Genomic DNA, 21,326 nt, shown 5'->3' on the forward strand with positions numbered 1-21,326 from the left:
GTCCCTCGACTCAGTTGGTGGAGACCGGAGTGCCGCCTCTGGTCACCCAGATCCAGTTGTGGTGGACCGTCGGCGGAACGGGGTTCAGCATGTTCTGCTGCGCCCACACCCCGTAGAACTGTGAGGTGATCAGGTTCCAGGAGACCGTGGTGCCGTAATTGGCCGCTCCCGGAGCCGTCGCCGCGAAGACGACCACACCGGCGGTGTTGGGTGCCTCCTCGTGACCCCAGTTGTTCCGCGACAGGATGTTCGCGGTCACCCTCACGTTGTTGGTCGAGGACCCGGGTGCCTCCGCGTTGACGACGACACCGCCCTCATAGGAATGCGTGATGATGTTGCCGCTCACGCTGACCTGGCTCACCGAGGAATTCGGCAGATCGGCCGCCACCACGATGCCGCCGCTGTCGGCTGGATCGAAGCCGGGTCCGTTGATCCTGTTGCCGGCCAGTTTCAGACCCGACAGCGATCCGGCCAAGTTCTGGGTGGCCGCCACCAGCGCGCAGCCGTTGGCGTTGCTCCAAATGTGATTCCCGATGGCGGAGACGTTCGTCGAGCCTCTCAACGGGGCATTAGGGTCCTGCGTGATCGTCCCGGGGTCGTTGGCGCCGTTGTCCATGACCCCGATCCCGCCGCGACCGTTGTCGTGCACCTGGTTGCCCTTGACGACCGCGCCGGAGACCCCGAAGAGACTGATCGCGAACGACTGGCTGACGTAGGAGTGCAGGACGCCCTTGGGTGGCAACGCGGGCGCACTCGGATCCAGCGTGCGCCAGCCGTTGTCGAAGACTCTGGAGTTCTCGATCGTCACGCGTGAGGTCTTCTCGGCAAAGATGCCCTGGAAGCCCGCTCCGGACAGGGTCACATCGTCGACGGTCACGTGGGAAGCGTTCGCGCCGATGTAGATGCCGATGTCACATTTCTCGGCGTTGATCCGCTGATGAGCGATCCTCTCACCCGCACGCGCGACGACAGCCGCGCTCAAGCCCGAATTACCCACATTTGCAGTACATCCCGACGCCGGAGTGGCGTGTGCCGGCCCCGCAGCCACGATGCCGAGCATTGCAGTCGATGCCGCAACCGCACCGGCTGCCATCGCTTTGCTATGCAAAGTTACTCGCATTTCCTTGCCTTCTTTCCTGTTGTCCGGCGCACCCGACGGTGCGTCTGGAATTGCGATTCGTCGTGCGCGCGGACAACTGGATTCCGGTGGTGGGCGTGCATGCGAGTTTCGTCAGTGGTTGACCGACCCCTTCGTGGGCGCCTTCACGCGCCAGATCTGGAAGATGTGCTTGCTCTGCTGCGCTCCCGCGTAGCTCGTGTAGCTCACATTGACCGTGGGATCCTGTGCGGCGACACCGCGTTGGGACTGCGGGTCGATCACGAGGATGACGTAGCCGACCCGGTCGGGCCCGAGATAGCTGTTCTCGAAGATCAGGTCGCCAGGTCGCTCCTGCCCAGGTACCACCCGGGTGCCGTGCCCGGCCGCGAGCCAATCACGTTGCTGCTGCGCCGTTCTCGGGAGTCTGATGCCGGACTGCGCATAGGCCGCCTGCGTGAACGCCGAGCTGTCCCATGCCTTCGGCCCGCTGGCGCCGAACTGGTAGGTGTTGCCGACCTCCTTCTCCCCCATCGCACGGCGGCCACGGCCTGCGGCGATGCGGCGGGTTTCAACCCGTCGGTGCACCCGATCCCGCCGGAGTCGCCGGCATACGCGGCCGCATAGTGGAGCACGTCATTGACGTACCAGTCTGCGTGGTTGTACGAGTACAACGCCTGCCGTACACCGGCAGCGCCATTCGCGGCGCCCCAGGCACGCAGCGCATTGGCAGCGGAGTAAACGCTGTCCGCGTCGTTGTGTATGTCGACTCGGCCGTCTCCGTTGCCGTCCACGCCATAGCGAGCGAAAGTGCCAGGCATGAACTGCATGACACCTATGGCACCGGCACTCGAGGTGTGGTTGTTGCGCCCCTGCGCGGTCTCCTCCATGCCAACCCCGGCGAGCAGCGCCCAGGGCACGCCATACCTCTGCCCTGCCGTGAGATAGAGATTCATCAGATCCTTGGACACCGGCAGAGCGTGTTGGTTCACGCTGTCCTTGCGCTGCGCACCCGCAGCCGGGAGCGCAGAGCCGACGACGACGCCGGGTGCCGGCGCAGTGCCGTTGAGCGGTGCGCCGTGCTTGACCATGAACGGCACCGGATTGATCGGCTTGCCGTTCAGGTGGACTTCGAAATGCAGGTGCGGTCCGGTGCTCGCTCCTGTCGATCCCTCCTGGCCGAGCACCTGACCGGCCTGGACACGCATCCCTGGCTTGAGGCCGGGGGCGATCTGCGACATGTGACCGTAGAGCGTCTGCACACCGCCGCCGTGGTCGAGGGTCACCTCGTTACCGAGGCCGCCATAGGGACCGGATCGAACCACGGTGCCGGCATCAGCAGCGACCACCGGGCCGGGTCCGGGCAGCATCGCGAGGTCGACGCCGGCATGCAGGCGGTAGACGTGCGAGATCGGGTCGGTCCGGTCGCCGAAGGGCGACGTGACGACGTAGTGCTGTTGGACTGGTGCACGCCAGCCGGCCTGTCCCACAGCACAACTGCCGGCCGATGACCCGGTCTGTGCTGCTGCCGGCGTCATCGGCAGAACGACGATCATGGCGACCACAGGGGGCATTGCAATTCGTCGCAACCACGGCTTCGAAATGACCGCCCCAGCACTCATCCAATGCCTCCGTCCCTCGTGAGTCATGGTATGAGCGCCCGAGTCGCCCGGTCTATATCTTGCAGAGACAGGACGTTGTCCAAAGCCGGCTCACTTTGCACACGGCCTACTAACATCGCTTGGTGAGCAACGAGCCGACCACCCCGCCGTCCGAGCCCCCGGAGTCCGCGCCGACCCCGACCGACACCCTGGTTCGCCGGTCACACACGCTGACGACAGTGTCGGGTTCGATCAGTTACACCAGTGAGTCCGGCACCGTCGTGCTGCGTAGGGACGAACTGAAGGACGGTGTCTGGCAGGGCCGTAAGGCGGTGGCGGAGGTCGCGATCACGGCATACACGCTGGATGATGCGGATCCGCAGGAGCGGCCGGTGACCTTCGCCTTCAACGGGGGCCCGGGCAGCTCCAGCCTGTGGTTGCACATGGGCCTGCTCGGACCGCGGCGGGTGGAGATGGGCGACGCAGGCGACCTCCTCCCGCCGCCGTATGGCGTGGTTGACAACGCCGAGACGCTGCTTGCCACCAGTGACTTGGTGTTCATCGATCCGGTGTCGACCGGCTTGTCCCGCGTGCTGTCCGGGGAGAAGCCGAAGGACTTCCACGGCTTCACCGCCGACATCGAGTCGGTCGGCGAGGTGATCCGGACCTGGGTAACCCGCGAAAACCGTTGGCTCTCACCGAAGTTCGTCGCCGGCGAGTCTTATGGCACCACCCGGTCAGCTGCCCTGGCGCAGCACCTGCAGGAGAAGCTCGGCATGTATCTCAACGGGCTGATGCTGATCAGCAGTGTGCTCGACTTCGGCACCGCCAACTTCGAGCACGGCAACGACCGGGCGCACGCGCTCTACCTGCCGTTCTATGCAGCGACAGCGCATTTCCACGGCAAGCACGGCGACCGACCACTGCGAGAAGTGCTCGACGAGGCGGAGGACTACGCGTCACGTGACTACCCATGGGTGCTCTCGCGTGGCAACCGGCTCACCGAAGCCGAACGGGCAGAGGCAGTTTCGCGACTCGCAACGCTGACCGGGCTGACCGAGGACTACGTCGACCGAGCGGACCTGCGGATCGAGCACTGGCGTTTCTTCGGTGAATTGCTACGCGAGCGAGGTATGACGGTGGGTCGTCTCGACTCCCGCTTCATCGGCCTGGCCGCGAGCCGGATCGCCGAGAGCATGGACGCCGACCCAGCGATGGACGCGATCACCGGGCCGTATTCGGCCGCTTTCCAGCACTATCTCGGCACCGAACTCGGGGTGACCAGCGAGCAGGTCTTCCACGCGATCAGCGAGGACGTCGGGCGAGACTGGAGCTTCAAGGAATTCGAGAACTCCGCGGTCTACGTGATCGATCGCCTCGCCCGGGCGATGCGCCAGAACCCCCATCTGGCAGTGCATTTCGCCTACGGCTACTACGACGGTGCGACGCCATACTTCTGTGCGATGGACGACGTCGCGCGTCTTGCACCGGCCCTGCTCCCTCGCCTCGAGCACCACTTCTACGAGTCCGGGCACATGACCTACGTGCACCAGCCCACTCGCGTGCAGCAGAGCGGCGACCTGGCCGAGTTCGTGCGGCGGCACAGTGGGAGCGGCTCAGCACTCTGAGCCGCTCCATGGTTCGATGAGTGCGCTGCTCAGCAGCACTCATTACATTCGACGGAGGGTGAGGTGCAGTGGCCGATCGACGGGTGCTGGTCACCGGTGGCGCCGGGTTCATAGGCTCACATCTGGTGGAACGATTGCTCGACCGAGGGGACGAAGTACTCGTCGCCGACAACTTCTATTCCGGCATGCGTTCCAACGTGCATCACCTGCTTCGCAATCCGGCCTTCGAGCTGATTCGGCACGACGTGACGTTCCCGCTGTATGTCGAGGTCGACGAGATATTCCACCTTGCCTGCCCGGCGAGTCCTGTCTATTACCAACGCGATCCGGTCCAAACCACCAAGACCAGCGTGCACGGGTCGATCAACATGCTCGGTCTGGCCAAGCGCACCGGTGCGAAGATTCTGCTGACCTCGACGTCCGAGGTGTACGGCGACCCTGATGTCCACCCGCAGCCGGAGGACTATTGGGGGCACGTCAACCCCATCGGGATCCGATCCTGTTACGACGAAGGCAAACGCTGCGCGGAGACGCTCTTCTTCGACTACCGCCGCCAGCACGACCTGCCCATCAAGGTCGCTCGCCTCTTCAACACCTACGGCCCCCGCATGCGCCCGGATGATGGACGCGTCATCTCCAACTTCATCATGCTCGCTCTGCGGGGTGACCCGATCACGATCTACGGCGACGGCCGCCAGACGCGTTCGTTCTGCTTCGTCGACGACATGGTCCGGGGCCTGCTGACGCTCATGGACTCCGATCCTTCATTCACGGGTCCGGTCAATCTGGGCAACACCGGCGAGTTCACCATGCTCGAACTCGCGGAACTGGTCCTCGACCTCACCGGTAGCACCTCAGCGATCGTGCACGAGCCTCTGCCGCAGGATGATCCAGTCCGACGCAGGCCGGACATCTCTCTTGCAAAGGAAGCGCTCAGATGGGAGCCCGCAACGGCATTGGCCGAGGGACTCACGCGGACGATCGAGCACTTCCGAGAGTCTGCGGACACCTGAGTTCTCAGCTGCGCGGGGCGAATTCGTCGACGAGCGGCACAACGTCGGCGATGGACTCGACGACCCTGGTCGGCACGAACGGATGCCGGGCGACCTGCTCCTGCGTCGTGGACCCGGTCAGCACCAGGATCGTGCGCAGACCTGCCTCCAGGCCGCTCACGATGTCGGTGTCCATCCGGTCGCCGATCATGACCGTGGTTTCGGAGTGCGCCTCGATGCGGTTGAGTGCGCTGCGCATCATCAGCGGGTTCGGCTTACCGACGTAATAGGGCTCGACGCCGGTGGCCTTGGTGATCAGTGCGGCGATCGCACCAGTGGCCGGCATCAGCCCGTCCGCCGACGGGCCGCTGGGGTCGGGGTTGGTGGCGATGAAACGGGCACCACCGGCAACCAGTCGGATCGCACGAGTGATCGCCTCGAACGAATAGGTGCGTGTCTCCCCCAGCACCACGTAGTCGGGGTCGCGCGAAGTCATGATGTAGCCGATATCGTGCAGCGCCGTGGTCAGCCCGGATTCGCCGAGAACGTATGCCGAGCCGTTCGGCCGCTGGTCGTCCAGGAATTGCGCGGTCGCGAGCGCCGACGTCCAGATCGCCGTCTCGGGTATGTCGATGCCGCTCGCGCTGAGGCGGGCCCGCAGGTCACGCGGCGTGTAGATCGAGTTGTTGGTGAGGACCAGGAATCGCAGGTCCAGCGTCTGCAGCCGGGCCAGGAACTCAGCGGCCCCCGGTATGGCGTGCTCCTCGTGCACCAGGACGCCGTCCATGTCGGTCAGCCAGCTACGGACCTCACGCTTCTCGGTCATGGCCCAAGTATGACGAAAGCCCGCCTCGGCGATCGAGACAGAGCGCAATGTGACGGGCGACAGCCCATCTCCAACCAAAGCAGACGCTTAGCCGACGGCGTGGAGACGACGACCACAACACAGCGCGCGCTGACCGAGCTTGCTCGGTCAGCGCGCGCTGTGTTGTGCGAGGAGTCGTAGCAGAGAGCTCAGGCCATGGCCTTCTGGAGGTTCTCGTCGATCGCGGCGAGGAACTCCTCGGTGGTCAGATAGGCCTGGTCCGGGCCGACCAGCATCGCGAGGTCCTTGGTCATCTGGCCGCCCTCGACGGTCTCGATACACACACGCTCGAGCGTCTCGGCGAACTGCGTGACCTCGGGGGTCTCGTCGATCTTGCCGCGGTGCGCGATGCCTCGGGTCCAGGCGAAGATCGACGCGATCGGGTTGGTCGACGTCGCCTTGCCCTGCTGGTGCTGGCGGTAGTGACGGGTGACCGTGCCGTGCGCGGCCTCGGCCTCGACGGTCTTGCCGTCCGGGGTCATCAGCACCGAGGTCATCAGGCCGAGCGAGCCGAATCCCTGTGCGACAGTGTCGGACTGGACGTCACCGTCGTAGTTCTTGCAGGCCCAGAGGTAGCCGCCCTCCCACTTCAGCGACGCGGCGACCATGTCGTCGATCAGTCGGTGCTCGTAGGTGATGCCGGCAGCTTCGTACTGCTCCTTGAACTCGTCCTCGAAGATCTTGGCGAAGATGTCCTTGAACTGGCCGTCATACGCCTTGAGGATGGTGTTCTTGGTGGACAGGTAGCAGGGCACCTTGCGCTGCAGCGCGTAGTTGAGCGATGCGCGCGCGAAGTCCCTGATCGAGTCGTTGAAGTTGTACATGCCCATCGCGACGCCGCCGTCGTCGCCATACTCGGCGACCTCGTGCACCTCGGGCTCGCCACCGTCAGCAGGCGTGTAGGTGATGGTCACCTTGCCGGCGCCGGGCACCTTGAAGTTCTGTGCCTTGTATTGGTCGGCGTGGGCGTGGCGGCCGATGATGATCGGCTTGGTCCAGCCCGGCACCAGGCGCGGCACATTGGAGATGATGATCGGCTCGCGGAAGATCACGCCGCCCAGGATGTTGCGGATCGTGCCGTTGGGGCTCTTCCACATCTCCTTGAGGCCGAACTCCTCGACTCGCGCCTCGTCCGGCGTGATCGTCGCGCACTTGACGCCGACGCCGTGCTCCTTGATCGCGTTGGCCGCGTCGATCGTGATCTGGTCGTCGGTGGCGTCGCGGCTCTCAATGCCGAGGTCGAAATACTTCAGGTCGACGTCGAGGTAGGGGTGGATCAACCGGTCCTTGATGAACTGCCAGATGATGCGGGTCATCTCGTCACCGTCGAGTTCGACGATCGGGTTCGTGACCTTGATCTTCTCCATGCCTGCTTCTGGCTCCTTGCTGGGTGGTACCGGCTGATATGCGCCGGGTGGTCGTGGCGCTCGCGCGCCATACCAGGCTAGCCGGGCCACGACAAGACCTCGGTGCCAGGCCTGTCGTCGGCGCTGCTAGCGTCATACGAGAAAGATCATCCTCGCCCATATAGGGAGTTCTCGTGAGCGCTTCGCCCGTCAAGGTCGCCGTCACCGGCGCCGCCGGCAACATCGGTTACAGCCTGCTTTTCCGCATCGCCGCAGGTGACCTCTTCGGCCCGGACACCCCGGTCGAACTCCGCCTGCTGGAGGTCACTCCGGCGCTCAAGGCCCTCGAGGGCGTCGTCATGGAGCTGGACGACAGCGCTTTCCCGCTGCTGGCCGGCGTCCAGATCGGCGACGACGCCGAGAAGGTCTTCGACGGTGTCAACCACGCTCTCCTCGTCGGCGCCAAGCCGCGTGGCCCCGGCATGGAGCGCGGTGACTTGCTCAAGGACAACGGCGGCATCTTCGGTCCGCAGGGCAAGGCTCTCAACAAGGTCGCCGCTGACGACATCAAGGTGACAGTGACTGGCAACCCGGCCAACACCAACGCGCTGATCGCCATGAGCAACGCCCCCGACATCCCGAACGAGCGCTTCACCGCGCTGACCCGCCTGGACCACAACCGGGCCCTCGCGCAGCTGGCAGCCAAGCTTGGTGTGAAAACCACTGACATCACTCAGATGTCGATCTGGGGCAACCACTCCGCGACGCAGTACCCCGACCTGTTCCACGCACAGGTCGGTGGCAAGTCCGCGGCCGAGGCGATCAACGACCAGGACTGGATCGAGAACACCTACATCCCGACGGTCGCCAAGCGCGGCGCCGCGATCATCGACGCACGTGGCGCCTCGTCGGCGGCCTCGGCAGCGGCCGCGACCATCGACCACGCCCGTGACTGGCAGCTGGGCACCAACGGTGGCTGGGTGTCCATGTCGGTTCTGTCCGACGGCTCGTACGGCGTCCCGGAGGGCATCATCAGCTCGTTCCCGGTGACCGTCGCCGACGGCAAGTGGAGCATCGTCCAGGGCCTCGAGATCGACGACTTCTCGCGCGGCAAGATCGACGCCTCGGCCAAGGAGCTGCAGGGCGAGCGCGACACCGTCAAGGAGCTCGGCCTCATCTGAGGTTCCGTTCGCTGACAACGAAGCGGGCGCTGGTCTTCGGACCGGCGCCCGCTTTCGTACGTCGGGGAACGTCAGGACATCAGCCTGGGCGCGACCTGCCCACCCAGCCAGCGACCGTCGCCGGTTATAGACGCAGAACCAGCCCAACCGCTCACCGAGGCAGCGACCGTCGCCGGTTATAGACGCAGAACCAGCCCAGCCGCTCACCCAGGCAGCGACCGTCGCCGGTTATGTACGGGCGGCCGGGCGATTTCTGCTCCCGCTCCCCAACCGGCGACCGTCGCCGGTTAAGTACGCGAAACCAGCCGGCTTCTGCGCCCAACCAGCGACCGTCGCCGGTTACGTACGGGCAGCCGATACCGGGACCTCCGGTCGGCTGTGGATAACTTCTGCGGATCGATCGCAAACGCTGCGACGGTTGGGTATGACGTCCGCCGAACCGATCGACTGGCCGAACGCGAGGTCGTTGCCCGACCTTTTCACCGCTCAAGAGGCGTATGCCGCCGGCCTCCGAAGGCGCGACCTCTCAGGCGATGCCTACCGCCAACTCTTCCGCGGCGGATATGTCCGGGTGGGTGCGAACCCGTCATACCCCGAGCTGCTGAAATTCGGTCTGCGGGCGGTGCCGAGCGCACAGTTTGCTGCCGAGCACAGCGCGGGGCGCCTTTACGGCGGCATCACGCCGCTAGCTTCAAACCTGCACTTCGGGATCCGCGTCCGGCATAGCTGCACGCCGAACGGGATCCGCCTGCGCTTCTACAAGCATGACCCGGATCTCGTTGTGTACAAGGGGTTCTCGCGACGACGCCGGGCCAGACATTCCTCGATCTGGCCCGCCCGCTGGAGTTCATCGACCTTCTGGTGTTCGGCGACTCGTTGGTCCGCAACTCACCGTGTAGTCCGGCATACCTTCGCCAGTTCGTCGCCGAGAAGTCCGCCCACGGAGCTCAGCATGCCCGTGAGGTTGCCGCGATGGTCCGGTCCAATGTCCGCTCCCCGAACGAAAGTCGATTGCGGCTGCTCATGCACGGTGGTGGCCTCCCCGAGCCGGAAATCAACTACCTGGTCGAGGACGGTTCCACCGGCCGGATCCGCGAGCTCGACCTGGCATTCCCCGAGTGGAAGGTCGCGGTGGAGTTCGACGGGCGTCACCACATCGAGCGCGTCGGCCAGTGGGAGAAGGACATCCTTCGGCGCGAAGATTTGGAAGCGATGGGCTGGAGATTCGTCATCATCACGTCGACGTCCATGTATGTCGAACCACGCCGGGTCCTGGTTCGCATCGCCGACAAGATCGTCTCCGCCGGCGGCCCCGGAATCCGGATCCGCGACGACTGGCAGCGACACTTCGGCTGAGCAACCAGCGACCGTCGCCGGTAATGTCGGCAAAGCCGGCCGAATCCCCCATTCAGCCAGCGACCGTCGCCGGTTATGCACGCGATACGGGCCGAACCCCTCACCCAGTCAGCGACCGTCGCCGGCTATGTATGCGAAGGTGTCAGCCGGGGAGCGGCGTGAGTTTCACGATGCTGAAGATTACGCCGACGAGGATCGCGAGGATCAGGAACGCGGCGCCGTCTACACCTCTGGAACGTATGACGAGCGCGCCCAGCAGCCGCTCCGGCAGGATGAGCCGCGCCAAGCCGGCGACGGCGAGCACCGCCGCAAGGAGGTAGCCGCCCCCGCGGACCGGACCGGTAGACAGCACGACCAACCCGAGCACACTTCCGAGGATGACGAACCACCACAGCGGTCCGAGCGGGAATTTGTTCACACCCGCTCCGCGAGCTGCGCCTGTCGCTCGGCCGCGGTCACGACGTTGGTCAGTAACATCGCGCGGGTCATCGGGCCGACGCCACCGGGGTTGGGCGTGAGATGGCCGGCGACCTCCGCGACGTCGGGTGCGACGTCCCCGGCGATCTTTCCGTCGACCCGGGAGACTCCGACGTCCAGCACAGCTGCGCCCGGCTTCACCATGTCTGCGGTGATCAGCCCCGGCACGCCGGCGGCAGCGATGATCACGTCGGCAACGCGCGTGTGCGCAGCCAAGTCACGAGTGCCCGTGTGGCACAACGTCGTCGTGGAGTTCTCGCTGCGGCGGGTCAGCAGCAACCCGAGCGGCCGGCCGACGGTCAGCCCGCGGCCGACGACGACGACCTCGGCGCCGTTCAGGTTCACGTCATACCGGCGCAGCAACTCGATGACCCCGATCGGGGTGCACGGCAGCGGGCCGGTCTCCCCCAGCACCAGCTTGCCGAGGTTGACCGGGTGCAGGCCATCGACGTCTTTGTCCGGGGAAACCCTTGACAGCAAAGCGAATTCGTCCAAACCGGTCGGCTGCTGCACCAGGAACCCGGTGCACGTCGGGTCGGCATTGAGTTCATCGACGACTGCCTCGACCTCGGCCTGGGTGGCCGACGCGGGCAGGTCGCGTCGGATCGAGGTGATCCCGATACTCGCGCAGTCCTTGTGCTTCGCGCCGACGTACCACTGTGAGGCGGGGTCGTCGCCGACGAGAACCGTGCCGAGCCCGGGGATGACCCCGCGTTCGGCGAGGGCCGCGACGCGGGCACGCAGCTCGTTCTTGATGGTCGCGAGGGTGGCCTTGCCGTCCAGGAGAGTTGCCGTCACGCTCGCATCTTTTCACGCGCCCACACGCGGGCGTCGGACGCTGCCGCTCAGCCGGGGATCAGGCTGAACCGCACCCGCCGGTCCGGGTTGTCGACGTTGAGGTCGACCAGGCAGATGCTCTGCCAGGTGCCGAGTGCGAGGCGACCGTCGATCACCGGCACCGTCGCGTATGGCGGGACGAGCGCCGGCATCACGTGTGACCGACCGTGACCGCGGCTGCCGTGCGCGTGCTGCCACCGGTCGTCGGCGGGCAACAGGTCGCGCAGGGCCGCGAGCAGGTCGTCGTCGCTGCCTGCGCCGGTCTCAATGATCGCGATCCCGGCCGTCGCGTGTGGCACGAAGACATGGAACAGACCGTCCGGCCTGCCGGCGGCGAACTGCTCGCACTCGCGGGTGATGTCGAGGACGGTTTCCGTTGTGCCGGTGTGGAATTGGCGGGTCTCGGTGCGCATGTCGGTCATTCTCTCCTGTCGGGACCTCGAGACGCTCCTTCGTCGCTCCTCGGCCACCTTAGATGTCGGGACCTCGAGACGGGTTCCCCCGCTTCGCTCCTCCACCCTCCTCGGCCACCTTGTTGCCCTACTGGGCCACCTTGAGCTTCTCGGCGGCGCCCAGCCAGTCATCGACGTGATCGGCCATGATCTGAGTTCCCTTGCGCTGATAGGCTTTTCGTGCACGATCGGCTGCTGTCTCCGCCCCGGACCGGTCGCCGACCAGCAACAACGTAACGGCCTCGTCGACGGCCTGCTCGGCGAGCGTGATGGGCATCGACATACCGGCCGTCGCCTCACGGGCCTCGCGCACGCGGCGCAGCGCCAGCTCAGCGTTGCCGGTCGCCGCCAGCAGTTGGGCGGCGACGGACTCGCGCAGCCCGGGCGCGTAGCCATCATCCTCGAGGGTCGGCGCCTCCGGGTCGCCGTCGAACGCCTCGAGTGCGGCGTCGAGGTCACCGGTGCGCAGCAACAGCCGGACGATCCACATGCTGTTGTCGAGTTGCGCCATCCGTGCTACGAGGGGGAGTGCCTCCTGCAACGCGCCGGCGGCCGCTGCGGCATCGCCGAAACTGTAGAGCGCCATCGCCCACCGATCCGTCTCGCCCGCCAGATAGTCCGGGCCGCTGGACAGCTCTTCGACCCGTTCCCAGTCGGCCGTCGCACCTGCCCGGTCGCCCTGCATGGCGCGCAGCCAGACCCGAAGCGGCAACAGACTCAGCACGCGGTCGTGCTGCGCAGCGCTCGCCGCGATCGCCTGGTCGACGTCCTCCAGCACCAGGCTGACCGACTCGTCGCTCCACATGCCGTATTCGACCCGCGCGGCGGTGAGCCGTCGGCGCACCGGACGGTCCTCGGTCTGCTCGGCAAGCGTCGTGAGACGGCTGACCTCGCCGAGCCCTTCCGTCATACGACCCGCCAGGCCGTAGGCGATCACTCGTGCCCAGCCGACATCGAGGGCGACCGATGGTATGTCGAAACCCGTTGCGGCACCGACGAGTTCGGTGGCGACGGCAATGCCTTCCAAGGGAAGGGTCGCGGCGGTCTGCAGTCGACCGGCCAGCAGCATCCCCTCCCGGTGGACGAGCCACGCCGGTGCTTCGTCGAGCTTTTTGTCGAAGAGCTGCACGACCTCCTCGACCTGGTGGAAGTCCATGTGATCCGAGCGCATGAACGCGCGGTGCGCGACGTCGTGCAGTCGCGGATCGCGATCGGCATACAGCGGGACAAGGTCGAGGTATGCCGCACGTGCGCCCGGCTCGCCGCGCAGGTCGAGCTCCTCGGCAGCGTCGAAGGACGCCTGCGCCGCCCGGTCACGCACGCTCTCGATGAGCGAAGTGTCGGACGACACGACCGAGATCTCGGCATACGCCTGGCGGACGTGCTCGGCGATCGCGCGCCGCTGGGAGCCCTGCAACTCCTCGGCGTGTGCGGCGATCCAGTCAGCCGCCCGCAGGTGCCGCTCCGAGCGGACCTGACGCGCCTGGGTGCGGTAGGCGGTCTCCATCAGCATCGACTGCGCGAACTGGTAGCGGGTGAAACCGGAGTTGTCCTGGTCTCCGAGCTCCAGGATGTTCAACTGGCGCAGCCGATGCGCCACGTCGTCGCCGTCGTCCTCCGGGTCGGGATGCGCGGTGCGGACCGGCCCGACCGCCTCGGCGTAGAACTCGCGCCCGAGGATCGACCCGACCTCACAGAACGCCCGCTCCATCGGAGTGAGTCGGTCCAGCGTCGCCTCGAAGAGGGTGTGCACCGAGACCGGCAACTCCTCGCCGTCGCACATCGAGTCGACCAGCACCTCGAAGACCTGCGGGTTGCCGTCGCTCCGGCGGATCAGGGCATCGAGCGTGACCTCGACCGAGCGGCCGGACTCGGCTGCGACTGTTTCGAGTTCGGGCATCCGCTCGGCGGCCATCTCGCGCAACTCGTCCGCACTCAGTGGATCGACCGGCTCGACACGGGACTGTTGCCCGCCGCCCCACATCGGCCGCCGCTCGAACAACTCCGGGCGCGTCGTGCAGATGGTCAGAACGGGATAGGTCAGCAGCGGCTCGACCAGCTGCTCGATCAGGTCGAGCATCGGCTCGCTCGCCCAGTGAATATCCTTCCACCACACCGCGATTGGTCCGCCGAGCGCGAGACGGGACAGCACCTTGCGGACCGCCCACACGATGTCGTCGGTCGAGGTGCTCTCTTCCGATCGAGCGGTCGCGGACTCCAGCCGCCGGATGATCGCCGTCGCCGTGCGCTCATCGAACATCTTGGTGACGGTCTCGGACCAGTCTTCGCCGATGCTCGACAGCAGCTTGTTGAGCGGGCCGTAGTTACCGTCGGTGCCGAGCGGTTGCGCCGTCCCACGCAGCACCCGCAAACCGTCCCGCTCTTCGAGCAGGTGAGACACCATGCGGTTCTTGCCGATGCCGGGCTCGCCGACATACGTGACGAACCACCCTTGCCCGAGGCGTTGTGACCGGCCGGCTATCCCATTGAGGTCACGCAGTTCGTCCTCGCGGCCGACGAACGGGGTGCGCCGGATCTCACCGGACCGACCGTCGCCGTCGGCCACCTTGTAGACGTCCTGCGGCTCGGTCTTGCCGCGATGGGTGATCGGCCCCACGAAATCCAGGGACACCTCCGAGCCGACCAATGCGGCAACGGTGTCGCCGACGTAGGTCTCATCGGGACCGGCCGCGGCCTCCAACCGAGCGGCCACGTTGACGGCGTCCCCGGTCACGGAGAACTGCCCGTCCGGCTGGTGTGTCACGAAGACTTCACCGGAATTGATGCCGACCCGCACCCGCAGTCGTTGCCCGAGACGAGCCTGCATGCGCTTGGACAGGTCGCGCATCGCCAGATGTATGTCGGTCGCGGCCGCCACGGCCCGCAGCGCATCGTCCTCACGGGTGGCCGGGACGCCGAAGACCGCCATGACCGCGTCGCCGATGAACTTCTCGACGGTGCCGCCGTACTTCCAGACGACGCGGGACACAGCGTCGAAATAGCGAGCGAGACTGGCGCGCAACGCCTCGGGATCGAGCGACTCACCCAGGCTGGTGGATCCGACGATGTCGACGAAAAGGATGACCACGTGCTTGCGCACCGGCGCCTGCAGACCGCCCTGTGCGAGCGCCGCGCCGCAGTTGGGACAGAACTTCGTCCCGACCGGCGACTCGAATCCGCAACGCCAACAAGTGATCACGATGCGCCATTCTTCCAGACCCTGACTGCGGGTCGAGCGTCGTCCTGAATAGCCCGGAGCTTGCGGAGGGCGTATCGAAGGGTAGCGACGAAGGAGCGGATCGAGACCTCAGCCCGCACGGAGCTTGTCGGCGTTGCCGACCCAGGTGTCGACTTGGTCGCGCAGCGCCGTCGCTCCCTTGCGGTCGAACGCGTCCTTGGCCGCTTCGACCGCTGCCCGACAGGCCGTTTCGTCGCCGAGCAGGTGCTCCACGATCGCAGTGATGACCTGAATGAATCCCGCAGCGACCAAGCCCTCTTCCGGCCGCTCCACCCGCGAGCCGACCTCGATCTGCTCGAAAGCGGCGGCGCGGTCGTCGTCCAGGGCGTGACCAACCGCCGCGGTGAATGCCTGCGCGTCGGCGCGGAGCCAGTCGAACGTCTCGGGTAGGTCGACCACCAGTGCGTTGTCGACATGCTGCCGGGCCTCGACGAGGTCGCCGGCGAACAGCGCCCACCGGGCTGCGGAAGCGAACAACGACACTGCAAAGCTCAGATTTCCCACCGCTGCTACCTGCGAGGCGAGTTCGGCCGCGTAATCAGCAGCGGCCGACGGGCTGCCGTCGGCCCCGAGCGTCAGCTGGAAGTGTTGCAGGTCGTACGACCTGAGCCACCGGTCCACTCCGTCGAACGCACGAGAGTGCAAGGCCCACTGCCGTCGACCCTCCTCCACCTGTCCACTGCAGGCCAACGCCACCGCCAGCACTGCCGTGGTGTTGCCCCACAGCCCACGGTGTCCGGAGACCACGACCTGTAACCGCCGGGCATCATTGATGACCTCATCGAACGGTGCGTTGGCCGAGTAGGAGATCTGCAGGTCGAAATTGAGCCAGACCCGCTGCGGCACCGTTCGCGCCCGAAGCTCACTCGCACGCATGCGCTCAACAGAAAGCTCGTGGCAGACCCGCAGGTTGCCGAGATCCGCCTCAACCTGCGAGAGGTAGGTCGCGGCGAGTTCCATCGCGAAACCATCGGCTTCTCGTGTCGTCGCGAGCCGACTCACCATCGCCGACGCCGCCTCCCGGGCTTCTGCCAAGGAGAGTCCGCCATGGCGGATCGCGACGAGGCTGCGCGGGGCGGACCGCACGACCTGCCAGCCCTCGTCGTGCTCCATGGCTGCGTCGATGCGGTCGATCCAGCCGTGCCAGCGGTCCGCTGCAGCGCCACTGTTTCGGGCAAGCACAACGGAGTAGGCGATCTCGAAGTGTCTCGCATCGCCGGCCTGCAGCAGGTCCAGCACCGCGTCCATGGTGTCCCGCATGCCAGGGTCACCACGCAGTTGCTGCGCCCGCAGCAACTCGGTCGCCGATGCGGCCGCTGACTCCTGCAACGACTGCCGCTCATCAGCCGGACCACCGACCTCCTGCAGCAACTCGTAGGCGCGGCGCCGGTGCGACGCAACCAGCGCAACCGGGTCAGCGGTGACTTCGACGCGGTGTTCGTCTATCCAGTCTGCAAGGGCCGAATGCCGAGTGATACGAGTACGTTTCGGCATCGTGCGATATGCAGTTTGCAAGAAGACCGCCTGGGCGAAGCGATAGTCACCATCACCGGCTACCTCGAGCACGTTCCGGCCGCGCAGCCGTCCGATGACCGCAGCCGGGTCCTCGACGCTCGCGATCTCCGCCACCGGCGCGAGCGGGAAGCGACGCCCGTAGACGGCAGCGACCTCGATCAGCGAACGCTCGTCCGTGCTGAGTCGGTCGAGCGCCGCCTCATAGAGCTGGGTCACCGAAGCGGGCAGGCCCTCACCCGCCGCGGCCGACTGCGCCAGCAACTGCACGACCTGCGGGTTGCCGTCGGCACGCGCGACAAGTTCGTCAGCAGTGACGTCGATCTCCTTGTTCTGCAACGAGATCGCCTCGGCCGCGATCGCACGCAGGTCATCTTCGTCGAGCGGCACGACGTCCTCGACGCGCGACTTCCGACCGCCGCCCCAACGGGCGTCGACGTCGAAGAGCTCGGGGCGGCCGAGACAGATCGTCAGCACCGGCAGTCCGCGACTCACCTCTGCCGTTCGGCCGATGAAGTCCAGTTGCGCAGCGGTCGCCCAGTGCAGGTCGTCCCACACCGACACCACCGGGGAGGCCGCACACATCGCGGTGAGTACCTCTTGCACCGCCCACACGACGTCCTCAACCGAGGTCTGCGCGTCGGAACGGCCGACCGCGGACCGGAGACGCTGCAACACTGCGGCCGACTCGTCCCCGAGAAGCTGCTCGACATACGCCTCCCAGTCACTGCCGAGGCTGCCCAGCCAGCTCGAAAGAGGTGCGAACGCACCGGAATTCATCGCATCGCAACCACCGACGACGACCCGCAGCCGATCGCCGCGGCCTTGCACAAAGTGTCGGATCAGCCGGGACTTGCCGATGCCGGCGTCGCCGACATACGTGAGCAGCCAGCCTTCCTTGCGTTGGTCGGATCGGTCGGCGAGTGCGGTCAGGTCGGCGAGCTCCCCGTCGCGCCCGACGAACTCCGGTTCGCGCACTTCAAGTATCCGGCCTTGGTCCGTCGCGACCCGAAACACCTGCTGCGGAACGGTTTTGCCCTTGTGCAGGATCTCGCCCATGTCATCGAGCACGATCTCGTCACGGACCAGCTCGGCGACGGTGTCACCGACATACGTCTCGTCGGTGCCCGCAGCAGCCTCCAGGCGCTGCGCCGTATTGACCGCATCGCCGGTGACCGAGAACTGCCCGTCCGGCTGGTGGGTGACGAACACCTCGCCGGAGTTGACGCCGATCCGGACGTGCAGTCCGACGCCGATCTCCTGCTCGAACTGCGCCGACAGACCCGCAACCGCCTCGTGTATGCCGCTCGCGGCCCGTACCGCTCGGGCGGCGTCGTCCTCGCGCGTGCTCGGGACGCCGAAGACCGCCATGACCGCGTCACCGATGAACTTCTCGACCGTGCCGCCCTGCTCCCAGATCGCCTTCGAGACCGCCTCGAAGTATCGAGCAAGCCTCTCCCGCAGCGATTCCGGGTCAGCCGCCTCTCCCAGGGTCGTCGACCCGACGATGTCGCAGAACAGGATCACGACGTGCTTGCGCACCGGCGCCTGCAACCCTCCCTGCGCCACCGCAGCGCCGCACGACAAGCAGAAGCGGGCCTCCCCGGTAACTCCGCCCCGCATCGAGCACACGTTGTCACGTGAGCACGCCCTTTCCCCTGATCACGCCGCGATGGCACGCAGCTTGTCGGCATTCGCGACCCAGGTGTCGACCTGCGGCACCAGCGCGGTCGCGCCCTTGGCAGTCAGCGCAGCCCTGGCACGATCGGCGGCCGCCCGCGAGGCGGCCTCGTCGCCGAGCAACTGCTCGACGATCGCGATCATGGCATGCATGTAGGCGGCACTGACCGGGCTCTCCTCCGGCCGGTCCACCCGGGCGCTGAGCTCGATCTGGTGCAGTGCCCCGACCCGGTCCCCGCGCAGTGCGCACTGCACGGCGACCATGAAGGCTTCGTTGACGTCCTCCAGGAACGCCATGGTCGACGGCAACTCGACCATCACCAGCTTGCGACAACACTCGACGGCGAACGCGAGGTCACCGGCGAAGATCGCATCCCGCGCCGCGGAGCCGAGGAGGCTGGCCGCGAAACTGGGCAGCTCGACCTCGGCGGCCCGCTCGGACAGATAACGCGCCGAGTCCTGCGGCCGGCCCTCCGCGAGCAAGAGGTGCGGATAGTGCTGCAGGTCGAAAGCACGCTCCGCCGGCGGCTCTTCGGCGTGAGCTGCCACCACCTGCTCCCACAGCGACCGCGCTTCATCGAAGTCACCGGCCCCCGCCAACGCACCGGCGAGCACCGCGGTCGTGGTCCGCCACAACTGTCGTTGTCCGGACACCATGTCCTGCAGCTTTCGGGCGTCCGCGATGACCTCGGCCAGCGGGGTCAGCCCGGCATACGCCGCCTGTATGTCGAAGTTGCGCCACATCCGCTCGTTGTAGGTCCGGCCGTCGCGTTGCGCGCGGGCGATGCCGGCGACGCAGGTCCGGTGGCAGGCGGCGAGGTTGCCGAGGTCGGCCTCCGAGTGCGCGAGGACGTTCGAGACGATGTCGATCGCAAGCGGGTCGACCCCATCGGTGCCGTCGAGCCGACCCAGGATCTCCACGGCCTCGGCGCGCACGTGGTCGAAACTCACGTCGCCGCTGCGGACGGCCGCCAGGTCGCGAGGGGCACGCCGGATGATCTGCCAGGTGGGATCGGCCTCCAGCGCGATGTCGAGTCGGTCCAACCAGCCGATCCACCGCTTCGGTTCGACCTTGTTGCGCAGGAACCACCCGGCATGGGCGACCTCGAAGTGCCGGGCATCCCCTGGCGGCGCGACGTCGAGCAGCCGCTCGACAGCGTCCGGCAGGCCCGGGTCACCGCGCAGCTGCATCGCCAGCAGCGACTCGAGCGCTGCGTCTGCCGCCATGGCCCGCAGTGCGGTTCGCTCTGCGGGTGAACCTTCGATCTCCTCCAGGAGGTCGAAGGCGCGCTTGCGATGCGACGCAACGAGCGCGACGGTGTCGGTGTGCAGGGCATCGCGGTGCTCGGCCACCCAGTCGGCGAGCGCCGAATGCCGTGTGATGCGAGTGCGTTTGGACATCGTGCGGTAGGCGGTCTGCATGAAGACGGTCTGGGTGAAGCGGTAGCCGCGATCGCCGGCAACCTCCAGAACGTTGCGCTCGCGCAGCCGGTCGAGCACCGCCAGCGGATCGGACACCTCGGCGACGGCACCTACCGGCGCAGCCGGGAACCGGCGGCCATAGACGGCCGCGGACTCGACCATGGAGCGCTCGTCGGCACTCAACCGGTCGAGTGCGGCTTCGTAGAGCTGGGTGACCGACGCGGGCAGTGCGCCGCCGGCGGCCGCCGACTGCGCAAGAAGCTGCACGACCTGCGGGTTGCCGTCGGCGCGGTCGACCAGATCCTCGGCGGTGAAGGCAACGTCCCCGCCCTGCAACGCGATCCGCTCCGCGGCCACTGCCAGCATTTCGTTGTAGTCCAGCGGCTCGACGTCCTCGACTCGCGCCTTGCGGCCGCCGCCCCAGTCCGCGTCCACGTCGAAGAGCTCCGGTCGAGCCAGGCAGATCGTGAGCACCGGCAGCGCTCGACTCGCCGCGGCGAGCTTGCCGATGAAGTCCAGTTGAGCGGGGTTGCCCAGTGCAGGTCGTCCCACACCGACGCCACCGGCGAGGTCTCGCACATCGCCGCGAGCACGGCGTGGACCGCCCAGACGACATCCTCGGTCGAGGTCTGCGCGTCCGACATACCGACCGCTGACCGGAGCCTTTGGAGCACGGGCGTCGCATCGTCTGCGAGCAACTCACCGACATACGCCTGCCAGTCGTCGGCGAGGTTGCTCAACCAGCCGGCAAGTGGTGTGAACGCACCGGTGCTCATCGCGTCGCAACCGCCGGCCACCACTCGCAGTCGGTCGCGACGGCCGGTGGCGAACTGCCGGACCAGTCGTGACTTGCCGATGCCGGCGTCCCCGACATACGTCAGCAGCCAGCCCTGCTTGCGGGCCGCCGACCGGTCGGCGAGCGTTGCGAGGTCGGCCAGCTCGACCTCGCGGCCGACGAAGGCGGGTTCACGGACCGCGAGCACGCGGTTCTGGTCGGACGCGACCTGAAAGACCCGCTGTGGCACGGTGCGGCCCTTGTGCAGGATCTCGCCGACTTCATCGAGCACGACCTCGTCACGGACCAGCTCGGCGACGGTGTCACCGACATAGGTTTCGTCGGTGCCGGCGGCAGCCTCAAGCGCTGCGCGGTGTTGACGGCGTCGCCCGTGACCGAGAACTGTCCGTCGGGCTGGTGCGCCACGAAGACCTCGCCAGAGTTGACGCCGATGCGGACGTGCAGTTCCTTACCGATCTCGTGGTGGCCACCGGCAGACAAACCCGCAACAGCCTCGTGTATGGCGCTCGCTGAACGCACCGCCCGAATCGCGTCGTCCTCACGGGAGCTCGGGACACCGAAGACCGCCATGACCGCGTCGCCGATGAACTTCTCGACCGTGCCGCCGTGCTCCCAGATGACCTTCGAGACGGCCTGGAAGTAGCGACCCAGCCGCTCCCGCAACGCCTCCGGATCGGCGAACTCGCCGAGGGTCGTCGAGCCGACGATGTCGCAGAACAGAATGACCACGTGCTTGCGCACCGGCGCCTGGAGCGCGCCCTGCCCCGCGGCAGCCCCGCAGGACGAGCAGAACCGCGCCCCGGCAGTCAGCTCCGCACCACACCGAGCACACGTCGTCACGATGCGA

General features: G+C 66.8%; 15 protein-coding genes and 2 pseudogenes. 4 read left to right on the forward strand and 13 right to left on the reverse strand.

Features of this window, described 5'->3' with window-relative positions; genetic code table 11:
* Positions 1-10: 10 nt before the first annotated feature.
* The 3 genes and pseudogenes from ACFQDH_RS22885 to ACFQDH_RS22895 all read right to left on the reverse strand — a co-directional run.
* Positions 11-1,093, reverse strand: coding sequence for a right-handed parallel beta-helix repeat-containing protein (locus ACFQDH_RS22885; RefSeq protein WP_382404667.1), 1,083 nt, complete (start codon positions 1,091-1,093; stop codon positions 11-13).
* Between the two features lie 138 nt (positions 1,094-1,231).
* Positions 1,232-1,630 carry a C40 family peptidase gene (locus ACFQDH_RS22890; protein ID WP_382404668.1) on the reverse strand — a complete coding sequence of 133 codons (399 nt, stop codon included), beginning with the start codon at positions 1,628-1,630 and terminating at the stop codon, positions 1,232-1,234.
* 98 nt (positions 1,631-1,728) lie between these two features.
* Positions 1,729-2,745 (reverse strand): annotated as a pseudogene (locus ACFQDH_RS22895) (peptidoglycan DD-metalloendopeptidase family protein); the annotation flags it as partial.
* 95 nt (positions 2,746-2,840) lie between these two features.
* Here ACFQDH_RS22895 and ACFQDH_RS22900 point away from each other — a divergent pair.
* Positions 2,841-4,325 (forward strand): S10 family peptidase, encoded by a 1,485-nt coding sequence (locus ACFQDH_RS22900; RefSeq protein WP_382404670.1) that lies wholly within the window; start codon positions 2,841-2,843, stop codon positions 4,323-4,325.
* A 68-nt stretch (positions 4,326-4,393) separates the two neighbouring features.
* Complete coding sequence (locus ACFQDH_RS22905; protein WP_382404671.1) at positions 4,394-5,338, forward strand: UDP-glucuronic acid decarboxylase family protein; 945 nt, start codon at positions 4,394-4,396, stop codon at positions 5,336-5,338.
* A 4-nt stretch (positions 5,339-5,342) separates the two neighbouring features.
* On the opposite strand, the gene ACFQDH_RS22910 is transcribed toward ACFQDH_RS22905, so the two are convergent.
* Entirely contained in the window at positions 5,343-6,143 is an 801-nt protein-coding gene (locus ACFQDH_RS22910) for an HAD-IIA family hydrolase (protein WP_382404672.1), read from the reverse strand.
* A gap of 188 nt (positions 6,144-6,331) precedes the next feature.
* Complete coding sequence (locus tag ACFQDH_RS22915) at positions 6,332-7,549, reverse strand: NADP-dependent isocitrate dehydrogenase (RefSeq protein WP_382404673.1); 1,218 nt, start codon at positions 7,547-7,549, stop codon at positions 6,332-6,334.
* A 173-nt stretch (positions 7,550-7,722) separates the two neighbouring features.
* On the opposite strand from ACFQDH_RS22915, the gene ACFQDH_RS22920 reads away from it, so the two are divergent.
* Together ACFQDH_RS22920 and ACFQDH_RS22925 are read left to right on the forward strand one after the other, a co-directional pair.
* Complete coding sequence (locus tag ACFQDH_RS22920; RefSeq protein ID WP_382404674.1) at positions 7,723-8,709, forward strand: malate dehydrogenase; 987 nt, start codon at positions 7,723-7,725, stop codon at positions 8,707-8,709.
* An 861-nt stretch (positions 8,710-9,570) separates the two neighbouring features.
* A complete protein-coding gene (locus tag ACFQDH_RS22925) occupies positions 9,571-10,065 on the forward strand; it encodes a hypothetical protein (RefSeq protein ID WP_382404675.1) in 495 nt (164 codons plus the stop codon).
* A gap of 142 nt (positions 10,066-10,207) precedes the next feature.
* Here the strand turns inward: ACFQDH_RS22925 and ACFQDH_RS22930 are convergent, their stop codons facing one another.
* The 8 genes and pseudogenes from ACFQDH_RS22930 to ACFQDH_RS22965 form a co-directional block, all read right to left on the reverse strand.
* Positions 10,208-10,483 (reverse strand): DUF3017 domain-containing protein, encoded by a 276-nt coding sequence (locus tag ACFQDH_RS22930; RefSeq protein WP_382404676.1) that lies wholly within the window; start codon positions 10,481-10,483, stop codon positions 10,208-10,210.
* A complete protein-coding gene (locus ACFQDH_RS22935) occupies positions 10,480-11,340 on the reverse strand; it encodes a bifunctional methylenetetrahydrofolate dehydrogenase/methenyltetrahydrofolate cyclohydrolase (protein WP_382404677.1) in 861 nt (286 codons plus the stop codon). The genes ACFQDH_RS22930 and ACFQDH_RS22935 overlap by 4 nt, the downstream gene beginning before the upstream one ends.
* A 47-nt stretch (positions 11,341-11,387) precedes the next feature.
* The gene (locus ACFQDH_RS22940) at positions 11,388-11,792 is read right to left on the reverse strand and encodes a secondary thiamine-phosphate synthase enzyme YjbQ (protein WP_382404678.1); all 405 of its coding nucleotides are present in this window, start codon (positions 11,790-11,792) and stop codon (positions 11,388-11,390) included.
* Between the two features lie 127 nt (positions 11,793-11,919).
* A complete protein-coding gene (locus ACFQDH_RS22945; protein ID WP_382404679.1) occupies positions 11,920-15,030 on the reverse strand; it encodes an adenylate/guanylate cyclase domain-containing protein in 3,111 nt (1,036 codons plus the stop codon).
* A 108-nt stretch (positions 15,031-15,138) separates the two neighbouring features.
* A complete protein-coding gene (locus tag ACFQDH_RS22950) occupies positions 15,139-18,204 on the reverse strand; it encodes an adenylate/guanylate cyclase domain-containing protein (protein WP_382404680.1) in 3,066 nt (1,021 codons plus the stop codon).
* 39 nt (positions 18,205-18,243) lie between these two features.
* On the reverse strand, positions 18,244-20,235 hold the full coding sequence (locus ACFQDH_RS22955) for a hypothetical protein (RefSeq protein WP_382404951.1): 1,992 nt from the start codon (positions 20,233-20,235) through the stop codon (positions 18,244-18,246).
* A 23-nt stretch (positions 20,236-20,258) separates the two neighbouring features.
* Positions 20,259-20,666 (reverse strand): annotated as a pseudogene (locus ACFQDH_RS22960) (ATP-binding protein); the annotation flags it as partial.
* Entirely contained in the window at positions 20,561-21,319 is a 759-nt protein-coding gene (locus ACFQDH_RS22965) for an adenylate/guanylate cyclase domain-containing protein (RefSeq protein ID WP_382404681.1), read from the reverse strand. The pseudogene ACFQDH_RS22960 and the gene ACFQDH_RS22965, both read right to left, overlap by 106 nt.
* Positions 21,320-21,326 lie beyond the last annotated feature (7 nt).

The sequence above is a fragment of the Flexivirga alba genome, from assembly GCF_042661025.1.
Classification (GTDB): Bacteria; Actinomycetota; Actinomycetes; order Actinomycetales; family Dermatophilaceae; genus Flexivirga; species Flexivirga alba.

What these genes read in the sequence shown, in the direction of transcription:
- ACFQDH_RS22885 (WP_382404667.1), bottom strand. Translation starts at nt 1,093, where the DNA reads ATGGCAGCCGGTGCGGTTGCGGCATCGACTGCAATGCTCGGCATCGTG.
- ACFQDH_RS22890 (WP_382404668.1), bottom strand. Translation starts at nt 1,630, where the DNA reads ATGGGGGAGAAGGAGGTCGGCAACACCTACCAGTTCGGCGCCAGCGGG.
- ACFQDH_RS22910 (WP_382404672.1), bottom strand. Translation starts at nt 6,143, where the DNA reads ATGACCGAGAAGCGTGAGGTCCGTAGCTGGCTGACCGACATGGACGGC.
- ACFQDH_RS22915 (WP_382404673.1), bottom strand. Translation starts at nt 7,549, where the DNA reads ATGGAGAAGATCAAGGTCACGAACCCGATCGTCGAACTCGACGGTGAC.
- ACFQDH_RS22940 (WP_382404678.1), bottom strand. Translation starts at nt 11,792, where the DNA reads ATGCGCACCGAGACCCGCCAATTCCACACCGGCACAACGGAAACCGTC.
- ACFQDH_RS22950 (WP_382404680.1), bottom strand. Translation starts at nt 18,204, where the DNA reads ATGCGGGGCGGAGTTACCGGGGAGGCCCGCTTCTGCTTGTCGTGCGGC.